This is a genomic window from Prevotella sp. AM34-19LB, assembly GCF_003468525.1.
GTDB lineage: Bacteria > Bacteroidota > Bacteroidia > Bacteroidales > Bacteroidaceae > Prevotella.
Window position 1 is genome coordinate 13,651 of sequence record NZ_QSIG01000007.1, and the last position, 15,945, is coordinate 29,595.

General features: G+C 47.7%; 16 protein-coding genes, 2 pseudogenes and 1 riboswitch. Of the genes and pseudogenes, 16 read left to right on the forward strand and 2 right to left on the reverse strand.

Annotation, left to right across the window (positions count from 1 at the left end; translation table 11 throughout):
- The first annotated feature begins 18 nt into the window (after positions 1-18).
- Positions 19-1,167 (forward strand): sodium ion-translocating decarboxylase subunit beta, encoded by a 1,149-nt coding sequence (locus DW830_RS03455; protein WP_119248879.1) that lies wholly within the window; start codon positions 19-21, stop codon positions 1,165-1,167.
- 112 nt (positions 1,168-1,279) lie between these two features.
- Here DW830_RS03455 and DW830_RS03460 read toward each other — a convergent pair whose 3' ends face one another.
- The gene (locus DW830_RS03460) at positions 1,280-2,086 is read right to left on the reverse strand and encodes a DUF4738 domain-containing protein (RefSeq protein WP_119248880.1); all 807 of its coding nucleotides are present in this window, start codon (positions 2,084-2,086) and stop codon (positions 1,280-1,282) included.
- Between the two features lie 4 nt (positions 2,087-2,090).
- A pseudogene (gene rfbC / locus DW830_RS03465) lies at positions 2,091-2,653 on the reverse strand (dTDP-4-dehydrorhamnose 3,5-epimerase).
- Positions 2,654-2,829: 176 nt separating this feature from the next.
- Between rfbC and DW830_RS03470 the strand changes: the two are divergent.
- The 15 genes and pseudogenes from DW830_RS03470 (at position 2,830) to DW830_RS03540 (ending at position 15,924) form a co-directional block, all read left to right on the forward strand.
- The gene (locus tag DW830_RS03470) at positions 2,830-3,930 is read left to right on the forward strand and encodes an SPOR domain-containing protein (protein WP_158573422.1); all 1,101 of its coding nucleotides are present in this window, start codon (positions 2,830-2,832) and stop codon (positions 3,928-3,930) included.
- A 47-nt stretch (positions 3,931-3,977) separates the two neighbouring features.
- Positions 3,978-4,511: an FHA domain-containing protein gene (locus DW830_RS03475; protein WP_119248881.1), complete on the forward strand. Its 534-nt coding sequence runs from the start codon at positions 3,978-3,980 to the stop codon at positions 4,509-4,511.
- A gap of 252 nt (positions 4,512-4,763) precedes the next feature.
- Entirely contained in the window at positions 4,764-5,399 is a 636-nt protein-coding gene (hisH, locus tag DW830_RS03480; protein WP_119248882.1) for an imidazole glycerol phosphate synthase subunit HisH, read from the forward strand.
- A 13-nt stretch (positions 5,400-5,412) separates the two neighbouring features.
- A complete protein-coding gene (gene hisA / locus DW830_RS03485) occupies positions 5,413-6,129 on the forward strand; it encodes a 1-(5-phosphoribosyl)-5-[(5-phosphoribosylamino)methylideneamino]imidazole-4-carboxamide isomerase (protein WP_119248883.1) in 717 nt (238 codons plus the stop codon).
- 19 nt (positions 6,130-6,148) lie between these two features.
- Positions 6,149-6,928, forward strand: coding sequence for an imidazole glycerol phosphate synthase subunit HisF (gene hisF / locus DW830_RS03490; RefSeq protein ID WP_119248884.1), 780 nt, complete (start codon positions 6,149-6,151; stop codon positions 6,926-6,928).
- Between the two features lie 160 nt (positions 6,929-7,088).
- The gene (gene hisIE / locus DW830_RS03495) at positions 7,089-7,736 is read left to right on the forward strand and encodes a bifunctional phosphoribosyl-AMP cyclohydrolase/phosphoribosyl-ATP diphosphatase HisIE (protein WP_119248885.1); all 648 of its coding nucleotides are present in this window, start codon (positions 7,089-7,091) and stop codon (positions 7,734-7,736) included.
- A gap of 54 nt (positions 7,737-7,790) precedes the next feature.
- On the forward strand, positions 7,791-8,507 hold the full coding sequence (locus DW830_RS03500) for a cell division ATP-binding protein FtsE (protein WP_117662063.1): 717 nt from the start codon (positions 7,791-7,793) through the stop codon (positions 8,505-8,507).
- Between the two features lie 44 nt (positions 8,508-8,551).
- A complete protein-coding gene (locus DW830_RS03505) occupies positions 8,552-9,871 on the forward strand; it encodes an aspartate kinase (protein ID WP_089542773.1) in 1,320 nt (439 codons plus the stop codon).
- 89 nt (positions 9,872-9,960) lie between these two features.
- A pseudogene (gene lysA / locus DW830_RS03510) lies at positions 9,961-11,117 on the forward strand (diaminopimelate decarboxylase).
- Positions 11,118-11,264: 147 nt separating this feature from the next.
- Positions 11,265-12,410, forward strand: a complete 1,146-nt coding sequence (locus DW830_RS03515) for a glycosyl transferase family 2 (protein ID WP_119248886.1) — start codon at positions 11,265-11,267, stop codon at positions 12,408-12,410.
- A 152-nt stretch (positions 12,411-12,562) separates the two neighbouring features.
- On the forward strand, positions 12,563-13,216 hold the full coding sequence (locus DW830_RS03520; RefSeq protein ID WP_119248887.1) for a glycosyltransferase: 654 nt from the start codon (positions 12,563-12,565) through the stop codon (positions 13,214-13,216).
- A 433-nt stretch (positions 13,217-13,649) separates the two neighbouring features.
- Complete coding sequence (locus DW830_RS03525) at positions 13,650-13,829, forward strand: hypothetical protein (RefSeq protein ID WP_119248888.1); 180 nt, start codon at positions 13,650-13,652, stop codon at positions 13,827-13,829.
- A gap of 190 nt (positions 13,830-14,019) precedes the next feature.
- A riboswitch (TPP riboswitch) is annotated at positions 14,020-14,113 on the forward strand.
- Between the two features lie 119 nt (positions 14,114-14,232).
- Positions 14,233-14,430: a sulfur carrier protein ThiS gene (gene thiS, locus DW830_RS03530; RefSeq protein WP_119248889.1), complete on the forward strand. Its 198-nt coding sequence runs from the start codon at positions 14,233-14,235 to the stop codon at positions 14,428-14,430.
- Between the two features lie 39 nt (positions 14,431-14,469).
- Positions 14,470-15,120: a thiamine phosphate synthase gene (locus DW830_RS03535; RefSeq protein ID WP_119248890.1), complete on the forward strand. Its 651-nt coding sequence runs from the start codon at positions 14,470-14,472 to the stop codon at positions 15,118-15,120.
- Positions 15,121-15,150: 30 nt separating this feature from the next.
- Complete coding sequence (locus tag DW830_RS03540) at positions 15,151-15,924, forward strand: thiazole synthase (protein ID WP_119248891.1); 774 nt, start codon at positions 15,151-15,153, stop codon at positions 15,922-15,924.
- Positions 15,925-15,945 lie beyond the last annotated feature (21 nt).

The following is a 15,945-nucleotide window of genomic DNA, read 5'->3' on the forward strand; positions in this document are numbered from 1 at the left end:
CAATGTTCAAAGTAAATTATGGATTTCATCATACAAAACTTCAATGAGTTCCTGACCTATACGGGCTTTGCAAATGCCACGGCAGGAAACCTCGCCATGATCGTGATAGGAGTTATCTGCATCTGGCTTGCCATCAAGAAGGATTTCGAGCCACTTCTCCTGGTGCCCATCGGACTAGGCATCATCCTGGGCAACATCCCCTTCCGTGCCGATGCCGGACTCGAAATAGGACTATACGAAGATAATTCCGTTCTGAACATCTTCTATCAGGGAGTAAGACAGGGATGGTATCCCCCACTCGTCTTCCTGGGCATCGGAGCGATGACCGACTTCTCGGCATTGATTTCCAATCCGAAGCTGATTCTGATAGGAGCCGCCGCTCAGTTTGGTATCTTCGGAGCCTATATGATAGCCCTGGCTCTGGGGTTCGAACCGAACCAGGCTGCAGGTATCGCCATCATCGGTGGTGCCGACGGACCTACTGCCATCTTCCTGAGCAGCAAGTTAAGTCCTAACCTGATGGGCGCCATCGCCGTTTGTGCCTATTCCTATATGGCTTTGGTACCAGTGATTCAGCCCCCATTGATGCGCCTGCTCACCACCAAGGAAGAGCGCGTCATCAAGATGAAGCCAGCCCGTCAGGTATCACAGACAGAGAAGATCCTCTTCCCTATCGTCGGTTTACTCCTCACCACCTTTATCGTACCATCAGGTCTGCCATTGCTCGGTATGCTTTTCTTCGGAAATCTCCTGAAGGAAAGTGGAAAGACGACAAGACTTGCCAAGACAGCAGGCAGCAGTCTGAATGACATCGTGGTGATGCTGCTCGGCTTGACCGTAGGCTGTTCTACCCAGGCATCAGAGTTCCTGACCCTGAACACCATCAAGATCTTCGCCCTCGGTGCCCTGGCATTCATCATCGCTTCAGCCAGCGGTATCCTCTTCGTGAAACTGATGAACCTCTTCCTGCCAAAGGGCAAGAAGCTGAACCCACTGATCGGAAATGCCGGTGTGAGTGCCGTGCCTATGAGTGCCCGCATCAGCAACAACCTCGGTTTGGAGTACGACCGCCACAATTTCCTGCTCATGCACGCCATGGGTCCGAATGTTGCAGGTGTTATCGGTTCCGCCGTAGCCGCTGGTGCCCTGCTGGGATTCTTCAATTAATCTGCAGAGATTCATTAATTCATCCATACGAAAAATGGGAACTTGCACAATTGCAAATTCCATTTTTCGTATTTTCTATTTTCCTAGAGAACACGCCTTTCGAAAAAGCGGTCTAACTCTTCTTGATTTTCATTTTGCCTTCGAGCGAGATGATGATTTCCACCTGATAACTCACACTGCTGTCCGGCATAGCCAAAACCACTCTATAATGAAGTCCATCGGTATCCACCTTTTTCAGTACGATATCACTCAAAATCGCCTGCTTGAGGAACTCATGAGGAACCTGTCCATCGAAATCCTCCTTGCGGAAGTCACGGCCGAAAATCTTGCCAGCTCCCCGGTAGATATTCACATTCACGATGTTGTCGTAATAGACATTATCCACTTCTACGCCATCATCATTGTATGAAGTCTTGAAAACCTTATAGGTAGTAGGGTTCACCTGCACATAGAGATGCAACTTCTCATCGCCTGCATACACCACAGAATCTCTCTTGATAAGCGTATTCTGGTTGAGAACCACCGGCTGATTATGCAGGAACTGCTGCAGATAAGAAGTGTCATCTGTCTTGACGAGTTTCATGATATCGCCATTCAACACCTTAAACTGGAAGATATGAGCAGCCTGCTTGATAATCGGATATTTGGCCGTATTGGCACCCTTCATCACCAGCGTATCGCCAGCAATATAGAAATATACCGGCTGGCTGGTAGAATCAGGATAGTAGATGGTGTCACCCTTCACGCGAAAGACAACATCATCCTCATCATCGCCATCCAACCAGATACCCTGGAGCATTTTCTTGGCAGCAGTATCCTCCTTTACTCCGGCAGAATCCTTACCCGCAGACTTCTGTCCGCAGCTGGCCATCGCCGCCAGGAGGCTTGCACACAACAATATGTTAATAACTTGTTTCATTTTTTCACGATATCTTACTCAAATACTCAGCCTCCTCAAAAGACAGCGCCTTATTGAGGTCTTTTTCTGAGAGCAATACATTTTCGCCCACAATAGGCCACTTAATACCAATGGTTTCATCATTCCAGCGGATACTTGCCTCAGCTTGAGGAGCATAAGGGTTATCTACTTTATAGGTAAAGATTGCCTCGTCGCTGAGCACAAGGAAGCCATGCGCAAAGCCACGAGGAATGAAGAACTGCAGCTTATTTTCTTCACTCAGTTCCACCATTACATACTTGCCGAGGTCTTGCTGCCTTTACGTAAATCTACCGCAACATCCAGGACCTTACCCTTGATGACACGCACCAGTTTAGCCTGCGAACTTTCGCCCTTCTGATAATGAAGGCCTCGAAGCACGCCTCTACTCGACATAGACTCATTGTCTTGCACAAACTCAACATGATAGCCAATGTGGGCATCGAACTCAGCCTGTTTCCAAGCCTCGAAAAAGTAGCCTCTAGCATCATCAAACACTTTAGGCTGTATGACCCACACTCCTTCTATTTCGGTCTCTGTATATTCCATTGCTATATACTTGTTCTATTTTTTAGTGGCAAAGATAATACTTTTTGGCGATATGACAAAACAAATTAAACTTTTTATCACTCCTTTCGAAAATTTCCCTTAAAATAGTTGTCCATTTCCCAAAAAAGCCGTACCTTTGCAAAAGATATTCAGAAAAAGAAGATAAACATTTAGACGTGATAGAAATTAACCGACATATAGAAATTCTACTCTTGAGCAACGATTGTGTAATCGTACCAGGTTTTGGTGGATTTATGGCTCATCATGTAGATGCACGTTACGATGGCAGAGACAATATGTTTTTGCCACCGCTGAGAACTGTGGGATTCAATCCGCAGCTCACGATGAACGATTCCCTCCTCGCACTCTCGTACGTGGAGACTTACGATATCAGCTACCCAGAGGCATTGCGCCGTATTGAGGATGAGGTAGTTGAAATCAGACAATCATTGGAAAACGAAGGTAAATTCGAAATAGAAAATATCGGTATGCTCTTCCTCAACGAGGATGGCAACATCAGTTTCGAGCCATGCGAGGCAGGCATTCTTACTCCCGACTTCTATGGTTTGGGAGGTTTCGACATGCTTCCTATCGCACAGATTGGCAACGGTGAACAGCAGAACGAGAATCAAAACGTGGCAATGACTGTAAATCTTGCCAAGGAGGAACAGCCAGTCAAAAACGAGCCAGAAGCACCTGCTGTTCCTGCCAGCAATTCGGTATTCATCGCAGAAGAAGAGGAAGAAGAGGAAAAGGCAGAGTTCATCAGCATCAAAAAGAGCTGGCTGCGCAACATGGCAGCAGCCTGCATCGCCCTCATCGCCTTCTTCACCATCTCTACTCCACTCGGAAGTCCTACTATCGAGAAGAGCCAGATTGACACGGGGATGCTCACCCGCATCATGCCTAAGGAGATAGCTCCGGTAAAAAGCAACGAGCTGCTGCTCCCTACTGATGAACCGAAGCTGATGGAGACCACTCCTACCGACAAGGCTGAAAAGGCTCCGGCTATAGCACAGGATAGAGAGATTGCCACTCCATCTACCTCTTATTACAGCATCGTATTGGCAAGCCGCGTGACCAAACGCAATGCAGCCAGTTATGTGGAACACTTGCAGGGCAAGGGCTTCAAAGAGGCAAGAGTTCTGATTACCGACAACAACGTAAAGGTGATTTATGGCAACTACCGCTCTGAGAGCGAGGCATATAACACCCTCAACCGACTCCATACCAACGAGGCTTTCACTGATGGCTGGATTACAAAGGTAAAGGAGTAGTATACATTATTATATATAGAAAGAAATCAAGGAAAGAAAAAATAGATATGAAAAGAGTACGTTGCCCTAAATGCGATAATTTCATCACGTTCGACGAAACCAAATACGAGGCAGGCCAGAGCCTGGTCTTCGTTTGTCCTAATTGCAACAAGCAATTTGGCATCCGTATGGGCGTTTCCAAACTCCGCGAAACCCGCAAGGAAGAGAAGCTTGATGAAAACGCCAATGAAAATGGCGTAGGCTCCATCGTAGTCATCGAAAACGTATTCGCCTACAAGCAGGTCATCCCTTTGCAGATGGGCGACAACGTCATCGGAAGATATATGAAGAACAGTGGCATCAACTGCCCTATCGAGACCGTAGATCCGAGTGTAGATATGAACCACTGCGTAATCAATGTAAGCCGCGACAAGAAAGGAAAATTGAAATATGTGCTGCGCGATGGTCCTAGCTACACCGGCACCTTCGTAGATAACGAAATCCTGGGCGACCGCGAGCGCCGTGTCATCGAAGACGGCACTCTCTTCACTATCGGAGCCACCAGCATCATCCTCCGCACAGCAGACAGCGAGGAGGAATAAAGGGAAAATAACAAGTTGAAATAAAACCAAGGGTTAGAGTAGGAAAAATCTTACTCTAACCCTTTTTTACTGATAAACACGTATAAATATACCAATTTCTTACTTTCTGCAAGAAAGTATAGCAATATAGTAATCTTTTTGCTAATATTTTCGTTAGATTGAAAGAAAATGTGTACCTTTGCAACAGAAATTAGCAATACGTGGGACCAATACTCCCGATACGTACAAAAAACAGAAGAATTACGTTAGGTTATGGATGTAGCAATCGTAAAATACAATGCAGGAAATATCTATTCCGTAGTCAACGCCATGAAGCGTTTGGGCATAGAACCAGTACTCACTGATGATGCCGAAATGCTCCAGAAGGCAGACCGTGTACTGTTTCCAGGTCAGGGTCAGGCAAGAGAAGCCATGGAATATCTCAAGGCTCACCAGCTGGATCTGGTGATCAAAAATCTCAAGCAACCCGTATTGGGCATTTGCGTGGGACAGCAGCTCCTGTGCCGACATTCGGAAGAAGGCGATGTAGATTGCATCGGCATCTTCAATGTGGATGTGAAGCGATTCCAGCCGCAGAAGCACGAAGACAAGGTACCAGCTATGGGATGGAACGAGATATACGATCTGAAGACGGAGCTTTACAAGGGATTCGGAAACAGATCCGATGCAGCAGATGCAGCTATGGGAGAAGCCCTGCAGCATCCCTACTCTTATTTCGTACACAGCTACTATGTGCCACTCTGCGAGGAGACCATCGCCAAGGCTGATTACATTCTGCCTTACAGCGCATCGCTCCACAAAGACAACTTCTATACCTGCCAGTTCCATCCGGAAAAGAGCGGAAAGGTAGGAGAACAGATTTTAAAGAACTTCCTGGAAATAAAATAGCAATAAAAGAAATATGATAGAGTTAATTCCTGCCATCGACTTGATAAATGGCCAGTGCGTTCGCCTGACAAAAGGCGATTACGACCAGAAGAAGGTCTATAACGACAATCCGGCTGAAGTAGCCAAAGACTTCGAGAAGCTGGGATTCAAGCGACTCCACGTAGTGGATCTGGACGGAGCCAAGTCGAAACACATCGTAAATGATGCTGTACTGAAGGCGATTACAACCGAAACGAATCTGACTGTAGATTTCGGAGGCGGTATCAAGACCGGGGAAGACATCGAGAAGGCATTTGCTGCAGGAGCCAGTATGGTAACCATAGGCAGTATCGCCGTTACCAATCCTGATCTCTTCATGGAGTGGATAGATAAATATGGTGCCGACAAACTCATCCTCGGAGCCGATGTAAGAAACGGCAAGATTTCTATCAATGGATGGAAAGAGGATTCTTCAGAAGACCTCCTCCCCTTCCTCAAGAAATACATCGACAAGGGTGTGAGCTATGTGCTCTGCACAGAAATCAGCAAGGATGGCACCCTGCAGGGTCCTGCCATCGAACTATATAAAGAGGTAATGGCAGCCTACCCTCAGCTTCACCTCATCGCCTCGGGCGGAGTGAGCTGCAATGAAGATATCGAGGCTCTGGAAGCCGCCGGCATCCCAGCAGTAGTCTTCGGCAAGGCATTCTACGAGGGTAAGATTGATGTAGAAAAGTTAGGAGTTAAGTAATCATAAAGTTCAAAGTTCAATGGTCAAAGTTCAAAGTAACAAAGGTTTGGCAAAGCGAATCGTCCCTTGTCTTGACGTGAAAAACGGAGAGACCGTGAAGGGAACGAACTTCGTGAACCTGAGAAGCGCAGGCGACCCGGTAGAACTGGGCAAGGCCTATAGCGATGCAGGTGCCGATGAACTCGTATTCCTTGACATCACCGCCAGCTTCGAAGAGCGCAAGACCTTTACAGATATGGTAACTCGCGTAGCTGCCGAAATCAATATCCCGTTTACCGTGGGTGGCGGCATCAACGAGCTGAAGGATGTAGATCGACTCCTCAATGCAGGTGCCGACAAGGTAAGCATCAACAGTGCAGCCATCCGGCATCCGGAGCTCATCAACGAGATAGCCAACCATTACGGCTCACAGGTCTGCGTCTGCGCCATCGATGCCCGTCTCGATCCCGACGGCTGGCATTGCTACGTGAAGGGCGGAAGAGAGCGAGTAGAACTCGGTCTGTTTGATTGGGCTAGAGAAGTTGCCGACCGTGGTGCCGGCGAGATTCTCTTCACCAGTATGGACCACGATGGCGTGAAGCAGGGCTTTGCCAATGAAGCCCTCGCCCGCCTTGCAGAGGAAGTAAGCATTCCTATCATTGCATCAGGTGGAGCTGGCAAGATGGAACATTTCCGCGATGCCTTCACCCTGGGAAAGGCAGATGCAGCACTGGCTGCCAGTGTCTTCCACTTCGGTGAAATCGCCATACCTGACCTGAAAAATTACCTCCGGAAAGAAGGCATCAACGTCAGGTTGTAAACAGTTGTAAAACGGAGCCTTAAGGCTAGATATTTTTTTCCTTAAGGGAAAATAATTATTTCCTTAAGGGAAAATATATTTTTCCTTAAGAGTGAATAATTCCCCTATGATAGGGCAGATTGGCAATGGAGTAAGCAAAACAATTAATTGTAAAGATAAAATGGAAATAGATTTTGAAAAAATGGGTGGACTTGTTCCTGCCATCATCCAGGATGCTGTAACCAAGAACGTCCTGATGCTGGGATTCATGAACAAGGAAGCATACGATAAAACCATCGAAACCAAGAAGGTTACCTTCTGGAGCCGTTCTCGCAACTGTCTTTGGACCAAGGGCGAGACCTCAGGAAACTTCCTCAATCTGGTAAGCATTCAGATAGACTGCGACAACGATACCTTCCTGGTAAAGGTTCATCCAGATGGTCCTACCTGCCACAAAGGCACCGATACCTGCTGGGCTGAGGAAAATACGCTGAACCCTATCCTCTTCCTCTCAGAGTTGCAGGACTTCATCGACAAGCGCCATGAGGGAATGCCTGAGGGCAGCTACACCACCAGCCTCTTCAAGAAAGGCGTGAACAAGATGGCGCAAAAGGTTGGAGAAGAAGCCATTGAGACGGTTATAGAAGCTACAAACGGAACCGACGACAAGCTCATCTACGAGAGTTCCGACCTGCTCTACCACCTCATCGTACTGCTCACCAGCAAGGGCTTGCGAATCGAGGATGTAGTAAAGGAGCTCCAGATGCGACACGACCCGGAATGGGACAAGAAGCGCCGCGTAGCAAAGAGCAAGGGCGAAATGCAATAACAGCACGTCCTGAAAGAACATTAGAGAACAATTAATAAAGGAGAAAAAATTAGGATGTTAATAGATTATCAGAACGTCAGCATATACCAGGCCGACAAGTGCGTACTCAAGGGCATCAACTTCCATGTGGATGAAGGAGAGTTCGCTTATCTTATCGGAAAAGTGGGCTCGGGAAAGAGTTCACTCCTGAAGACCCTCTACTGCGAGCTTGACCTCGTGGAGGGTGAGACCGACAAGGCAGAAATCCTCGGCAGAGACCTCAAGACCATCCGACGCAAGGACATTCCAGCCCTGCGCAAGGAACTAGGCATCATCTTTCAGGACTTCCAGTTGCTCCACGACCGCAGCGTGCGCAAGAACTTCGAGTTCGTGCTCAAGGCTACCAAATGGAAAAACAAGAAGGACAGAGACAAGCGCATCGAGGAAGTGCTCAACGAAGTAGGCATGATAGAGAAAATCGACAAGATGCCTCACGAGCTCTCCGGTGGAGAACAGCAGCGTGTGGCCATCGCCCGTGCCCTGCTCAACAATCCGAAGATCATCATCGCCGATGAGCCAACGGGAAATCTCGACCCGGAGACCGCCAGCAACATCGTGGGACTGCTCAAGGATATCACCAAGCAGGGTACAGCTGTAGTGATGACAACCCATAACATCCCGATGCTCGACAAGTTCCCTGGCATCGTATATCGCTGCAAGGATGGTTTACTCCACGACGTGACCAACGAGTACAACCACATCGACCTGACAGAAGATGGCGAGGAGAATTAAATAATAGAACAATAAAAATTAAACATTAATATAATATTACGACTATGAAGGTAATGAAATTCGGAGGTACTTCTGTAGGCTCACCAGAGCGTATGAAGGGAGTAGCCTCTTTGGTTACAGAATCAGGTGAACCAACTTTCATCGTATTGTCTGCGATGAGCGGTACAACAAACTCTCTCGTTGAGATTTCTGACTATCTCTACAAGAAGAACCCAGAGGGCGCCAACGAGGTAATCAACAACTTGGAGAAGAAATACATGCAGCACGTGGAGGATCTCTACTCTACTGATGAGATGAAGAAGACTACACGCGAGTTCCTGCAGGGCGAGTTCAACTATCTCCGTTCATTTACCAAGGATCTCTTTACTTCTTTCGAGGAAAAGAGCATCGTGGCTCAGGGCGAGATTATGAGCACCAACATGGTTGTAAACTACTTGAAGGAACAGGGTGTAAAGGCTGTATTGCTCAGCGCATTAGACTTTATGCGCACCGACAAGAACGCAGAACCAGACCCACAGTACATCAAGGAGAAGCTCGCAGCCATCATGGAGGAGAACCAGGGCTATCAGATCTACATCACCCAGGGCTTCATCTGCCGCAACGCTTACGGCGAGGTAGATAACCTGCAGCGTGGTGGTAGTGACTACACCGCATCACTCATCGGTGCAGCTCTCCCAGCAGACGAGATTCAGATCTGGACAGATATCGACGGTATGCACAATAACGACCCTCGTGTGGTAGAGCACACAGAGGCTGTTCGCCAGTTGAACTTCGAGGAGGCTGCTGAGTTGGCTTACTTCGGTGCCAAGATTCTCCACCCTACCTGCGTTCAGCCAGCCAAGTATGCCGGCATCCCAGTTCGTCTGAAAAACACCATGGATCCTAAGGCAGATGGTACCATCATCGACAACGTCATCGTACGCGGCAAGATCAAGGCTGTAGCTGCCAAAGACAACATCACAGCCATCAAGATCAAGAGTAGCCGCATGTTGCTCGCTACAGGTTTCCTCCGCAAGGTATTCGAAATCTTCGAGAGCTACCAGACTCCTATCGATATGATTGCTACCTCAGAGGTAGGTGTGAGCATGAGTATCGATAACGATGCTCACCTCAACGACATCGTCAACGAGTTGAAGAAGTATGGTACTGTAACCGTAGATTCAGACATGTGCATCATCTGCGTAGTAGGTGATCTGGACTGGAGCAACGTAGGCTTCGAGACCATCGCTACCGATGCAATGAAGAACATCCCAGTACGTATGATTTCTTACGGTGGCAGCAACTACAACATCTCATTCCTCATCAGAGAGAGAGACAAGAAGCAGGCTCTGCAGAACTTGAGCAACGTATTGTTCGAGAAGTAATCACATATTCAATATCTCCGCCCCATCGGGGGGCGGAGATATATTCTAATTTGACTATAAGTAAGATATTAACAATAAGCATAAGCGAAATGAAAGGTACATTTCCAATAGATAAGTTTCAGGAGATACAGACTCCGTTCTACTACTATGACACCAACGTGTTGCGCCAAACCTTGAAGACCATCAACGCAGAGGCTGGCAAGCATGAGGGCTTCGAGGTGCACTATGCCGTGAAGGCAAATGCCAACCCTAAAGTGCTCAACATCATCTGCCAGGCTGGTTTGGGTGCCGACTGTGTGAGCGGAGGAGAAATTCAGGCAGCCATCAACGCAGGTTTCCCTGCTAATAAGATTGTGTATGCCGGTGTAGGCAAGAGTGATTGGGAAATCAACTTGGTTTGGACAAGGGCATCTTCTGCTTCAATGTAGAAAGCATCCCGGAATTGGAAATCATCAACGAACTTGCCGAGAAAAAAAACAAGATAGCACAGGTCTGCTTCCGCATCAACCCAGACGTTGGTGCTCATACCCATGCCAACATTACAACAGGTTTGGCTGAAAACAAGTTTGGTATCGCTATGCGCGATATGGAGAGCGTGATTGAGGAGGCATTCAAAATGAAGAACATCAAGTTCCTGGGTCTGCACTTCCACATTGGCAGTCAGATACTTGACATGGGAGACTTCGAGGCTCTCTGTAACCGCATCAACGAGTTACAAGACCAGTTGGAGGCTCATCACATCGTAGTAAAGAACATCAATGTAGGCGGCGGATTGGGTATCGATTACAACCATCCAAACCGTGTGCCTATCCCAGACTTCAAGGATTACTTCGATACATACGCCAAGAAGTTGAAGTTGCGCGATGGACAGAAGTTACACTTCGAGTTGGGCCGTGCCGTAGTGGGTCAGATGGGTTCGCTCATCACCAAGACTCTTTATATCAAGCAGGGCACAGCCAAGCAGTTTGCCATCGTAGATGCAGGTATGACCGACCTGATCCGTCCTGCCCTCTATCAGGCATATCATAAGATAGAGAACATCTCTAGTGATGAACCTGCAGAGACATACGACGTAGTAGGTCCAATCTGCGAGTCGAGCGATGTATTCGCCAAGGCTATAGATCTGAACAAGACCCATCGTGGCGACCTCATTGCCCTCCGTTCAGCCGGAGCCTACGGTGAGATCATGGCGAGCCAGTATAACTGCCGCCAGTTGCCAAAGGGATATATCACAGAAGATTTTTAAAGGAAAGCACGCCCTGAAAGGGCAGAAGCACTTAGCCCAGGGCATCGCCCTGGGTTAAGACAGTATTAGCAATGCGCCCTGAACCAACGGTCACCGGCCGAAGGGAAAGGTAAAGGGCAAAAGCTTTAAAATACGAGAAAAAAAGAAATGATGACAATTAGTTTAACAACTATCATAGCAGGCGCAGTAGTGGTATTATTGGCAATCCTCGGATCGCTGATAAATCCATTTCTGCGCTCGTTGCGTTTTACTGACGAGGAGGAATCCTTGGAATCTAGAGAACCTATCTCGGTGATTATCACCGCTCACGACAACCTCTATGAACTGGAGCACAATCTACAGATGTTCCTGCAGCAGAAATATCCAGCCGATTATCAGGTGATTGTGGTTTGCCAGAGTACCGATGGTGAGACTCTGGACTATCTGAAGCGCATGGCAGCAGAGAATCCTCACCTATATTATACGTATATCCCGGAAAGCTCCCGCTATATGAGCAGAAAGAAGCTGCAGATTACACTGGGCGTGAAGGCTGCCAAATATGAATGGATCATCCTCACCGAACCTACCTGCACCCCATCCAACGACAGGTGGCTCTATACCATGGCGCGCAACTGTCAGGAACCCAACCATCTGGTTCTGGGCTATGTAGCTCTAGAGGAGGCAACCAAGGGTGTTCGCCGATACGACAGCATCCGCAAGGCATTCTATCTGCTCCACCGTGCCCAGCACAGCTATGGCTACCGCACCCACATGCCAAATGTAGCCTTCCGCAAAAGCGACTTCATGCGCGAGCAGGGCTATCAGGGCAACCTGGAGTATGTGCGCGGCGAATACGACTTCCTGGTCAACAAGTATGCTGCCTATGGAGATACTGCTGTAGAGCTAGACTGCGATGCATGGCTCATCCACGATGAACCTACCGACAAGGCTTGGCACAACGCCCACCTTTACCTCCAGGCATCCCGCAAGAGTCTGACCAGAGCCAAGTCGATGATGTCGCTGATGGCAATGGATCATCTCTTCCCTCACCTCAGTCTCATCGCCTCGCTGGCCACCCTGGCATACGCCATCCTGATGCAAGACTGGATCCTGACTGGCATTGCAGGTTTCGCCCTGCTTCTGCTCCTGATTCTCCGCACCGTCATCGCCCACAAGGCCATCAGACATTTCGACGATGACATCTCGCTCCACAAGCTGCCATTCTATGAGTATGGCATCATCTGGAGAAATCTTGCCAACAAGATAAGATACTGGCGTGCAGACAAGAACGACTTCACCAGTCATAAACTGTAGGATTTTAGAATCAACAAGCAAACTTAAATAACGATGAAAGTATATTTGTTCATTTCCAAACATAAGAAGACGCTGAAGATGTATCTTCCTTACATCGAGCGCTGCAGCAGAAGCTCGACATCACCAAGAACCTGGTAGATGCCGATATCGTGATGATACTGGGAGCATGGACAAGACAAGGTGCCCAGCTCGCCAGAATGTCTCGCAAGATGGGCATCCCCTACATCGTTTGCCCACTCGGCGACCTCTCAGAGCGCAACTGCCGGAATCCGCACTTCAAGCGCAGTCTGCAGACCCTGATGTACCAGAAGGCGATGTACAGGCACTCAGACCTCATCATCGCCACCACCCCATTGGAGAAAGCCTATCTGGAGAAACTCGGATGGAACAGGCATATCACCCTCATCCGATACTTCGGCTACAGTCATCTCATCACCGAAGAAGGTACGATGGAAGACTGGCAGGAGACGGATGCCTCTACCCTCGCCGATTTCGAGCACAGAAAGGCAGAAGCCATCGCCCAGCAGACTCAGCATGCCATCATCGCCCAGATTATGCAGATTCAGAGCAGAATGCCGCATAAGAACATCCCACAGAAGTATCTCGACGACCTGCATACCTTATTATATGCAGACGATTATGATGAGGATGCTATCAACGAGGAACTGAAGAAGCTGAAACTCGACAGCTATGCCGCCTCCGTATTCCAGGCGATGACCGACAAAACGGGACTTACCGAGGGATTTATGCCACTTCCTGCCAAAAAAGGCAGAAAAAGCAAGGAGATTCTGAAGTATGTGAAGTAAGAAACTGACAGTAGTTGACCTGCGTCAAGAGGCTGACTGACAGTATTTGACTTGTATCAAAAAATAGCTTTCTTTCATCATTTTGTCACCCATTTGTTACCCGAATATCAAAAAAAGGCATTACCTTTGCACTCGTAAAGATGAAACAAGAGATCTTGAGTATGCGAGATGAGAAGTCTTATATATATAAAAAAGATGAGAAATCTCAAGTACAGGAGAAGGAAGGTTTCAGGTAAGAGAGATTGTAAAAGGATAACATGTAGAACAGGAGACCGAAAATGCGATGTCTCCACAAAGATTGAGAAAGGAAACAAATTATGATGACAACAGTAATGGCACTCGCAGTAGTAGCAATCATGATGCTAAGGCAATCAATGTAAACAACCACATTGAGATGGGTAAGTAATTACTCCATCCCTTTGTAGGAAAGAGAATGAAAGTAGAGCCCGGCGAGGCTCAAGTATTAACGAAAAAGAAAGAAAGGATAACGATTATGAAAACAATGTTGAAAGAAATCAAGAAGGTCATGAAGTCATTTATTGCAAACTATCTGAATGCAATGTCACTTTATGGCGAAGCTATTTGCAAAGGTCGTGGTTGTGCTTGCGCATAATCACTTGATATATAAGGAAGCGTGCTGGTATTTATTTACTGGCACGCTTTTTTCGTTGATGGTCTAGAGAGACTTCCTGTAGGGACAGATTATCCCCTTGTGTTAATACAGCCTACCTTCTGCGTTAATATAGATTAAATAATCCGCCTTTTCTACGATAATTCGGAAATTATCTATACTTTTGCATCTGTAATTATCACGGGGGTGCTGAGCAATCGGCTGAGATTATACCCATTGAACCTGAAGCAGGTAATGCTGACGCAGGAAATATGATAGATCGTTTTACACCCAGGCAGAGATAGATGTAACCTACTCTTGCTTCTCTACAACCCCTTTTCTTTCATCAGGCATATCCCCCGTGTTGACAATTGTAAATTTATAAATGTAAACATAGGAACAGATTATGAAAGTTATCATCAACAACAAAGAAACTGAGATTCAGGCAAAGACAGTCAAGGAACTTGCCCAGGAACTCGATCTTCCAGCTACAGGTTGCGCTGTAGCCATCAGTAACGAGATGGTGCCTCGTGACGAGTGGGAAAGCCACGTGATTCAGGAGGGTGCCGACATCGTGATTGTAAAGGCATTCTGCGGAGGATAATCTTTAGTCAAGAGTTTATAGTTAATAGTTTATAGGGCTATGGCAAAAATACCTTTAGACAGTTTTCAACTGCAGTTCATCTCTCATCAGAATGAGAAGATGAGTTATCTGGATGGCATCCACGAGGCAATAACGGGACTCTGCAAATGGGTTCAGCTCCGCATGAAGGATGCCTCTGATAATGAAGTGCGCCCCATCGCCTACAAGGTGAAGGAATGGTGCAAGATTATGAATGTTACCTTCATCATCGACGACCGTGTGGAACTGGTGAAAGAGGTGGGCGCCGATGGCGTGCATCTGGGCAAGAACGATATGCCGATTGCCGAGGCCCGCAAGATTCTGGGCGAAGACTTCATCATCGGCGGTACGGCAAACACCTTCGAGGATGTGAAAGCTCACTATGAGGCTGGTGCCGATTATATCGGTTGCGGTCCGTTCCGCTTCACCACTACCAAGGAGAAGCTCTCCCCTATCCTCGGTCTTGAAGGATATAAGGAAATCATCCAGAAGATGAAGGCAGAAGGCATCAACATCCCTATCGTTGCCATCGGAGGCATCACCAGGGAGGATATCCCCGAAATCATGAAGACGGGAGTTAACGGCATCGCACTCAGCGGCTGCATCCTCAATGCCAAGGATCCGGCATCAGAAACCCATGACATCATGGAAATGATGAAGGAATTCAGATAAGCAAACATTTAAAAATAAGAATAACAAAAAATGGAAAAATTAGTAATTGCAGGACGAGAGTTCAACTCCCGCCTCTTCCTCGGAACAGGAAAGTTCAACAACAACCAGCTCATGGCTGAAGCCATCAAGGCTTCTGAAACAGAAATGGTAACCGTTGCCATGAAGCGTATCGAACTCGAAGACAAGCAGGACGACCTGCTCTCTCATATCGTGCAGAACCCAAATATCCAGCTCCTTCCTAACACCAGTGGCGTGCGCAACGCCGAGGAGGCTGTATTCGCAGCACAGATGGCTCGTGAGGCTTTCGGAACCAACTGGCTCAAGCTCGAAATCCACCCAGACCCTCGCTACCTTCTTCCAGACTCTATCGAGACTCTGAAGGCTACCGAGAAACTGGTGAAGCTCGGTTTCGTAGTTTTGCCATATTGTCAGGCAGACCCTACACTCTGCAAGCACCTCGAAGAGGCTGGTGCTGCTACCGTGATGCCACTTGCTGCACCTATCGGTACCAACAAGGGCTTGAGAATGAAGGACTTCCTGCAGATCATTATCGAGCAGGCTACTGTTCCTGTAGTAGTAGATGCAGGTATCGGTGCACCTAGTCACGCAGCCGAGGCTATGGAGATGGGTGCCAGCGCTTGTCTGGTTAACACAGCCATCGCCGTTGCAGGTGATCCTGTAGAAATGGCTAAGGCATTCAAGGAGTCTGTGGTATGCGGTCGCCGTGCTTACGAGGCAGGTCTCGGAGCCATCAGCGATTGTGCCGAGGCAAGTTCTCCACTCACCGCATTCCTCAACGACTAATTATAACATATAGGATAAACT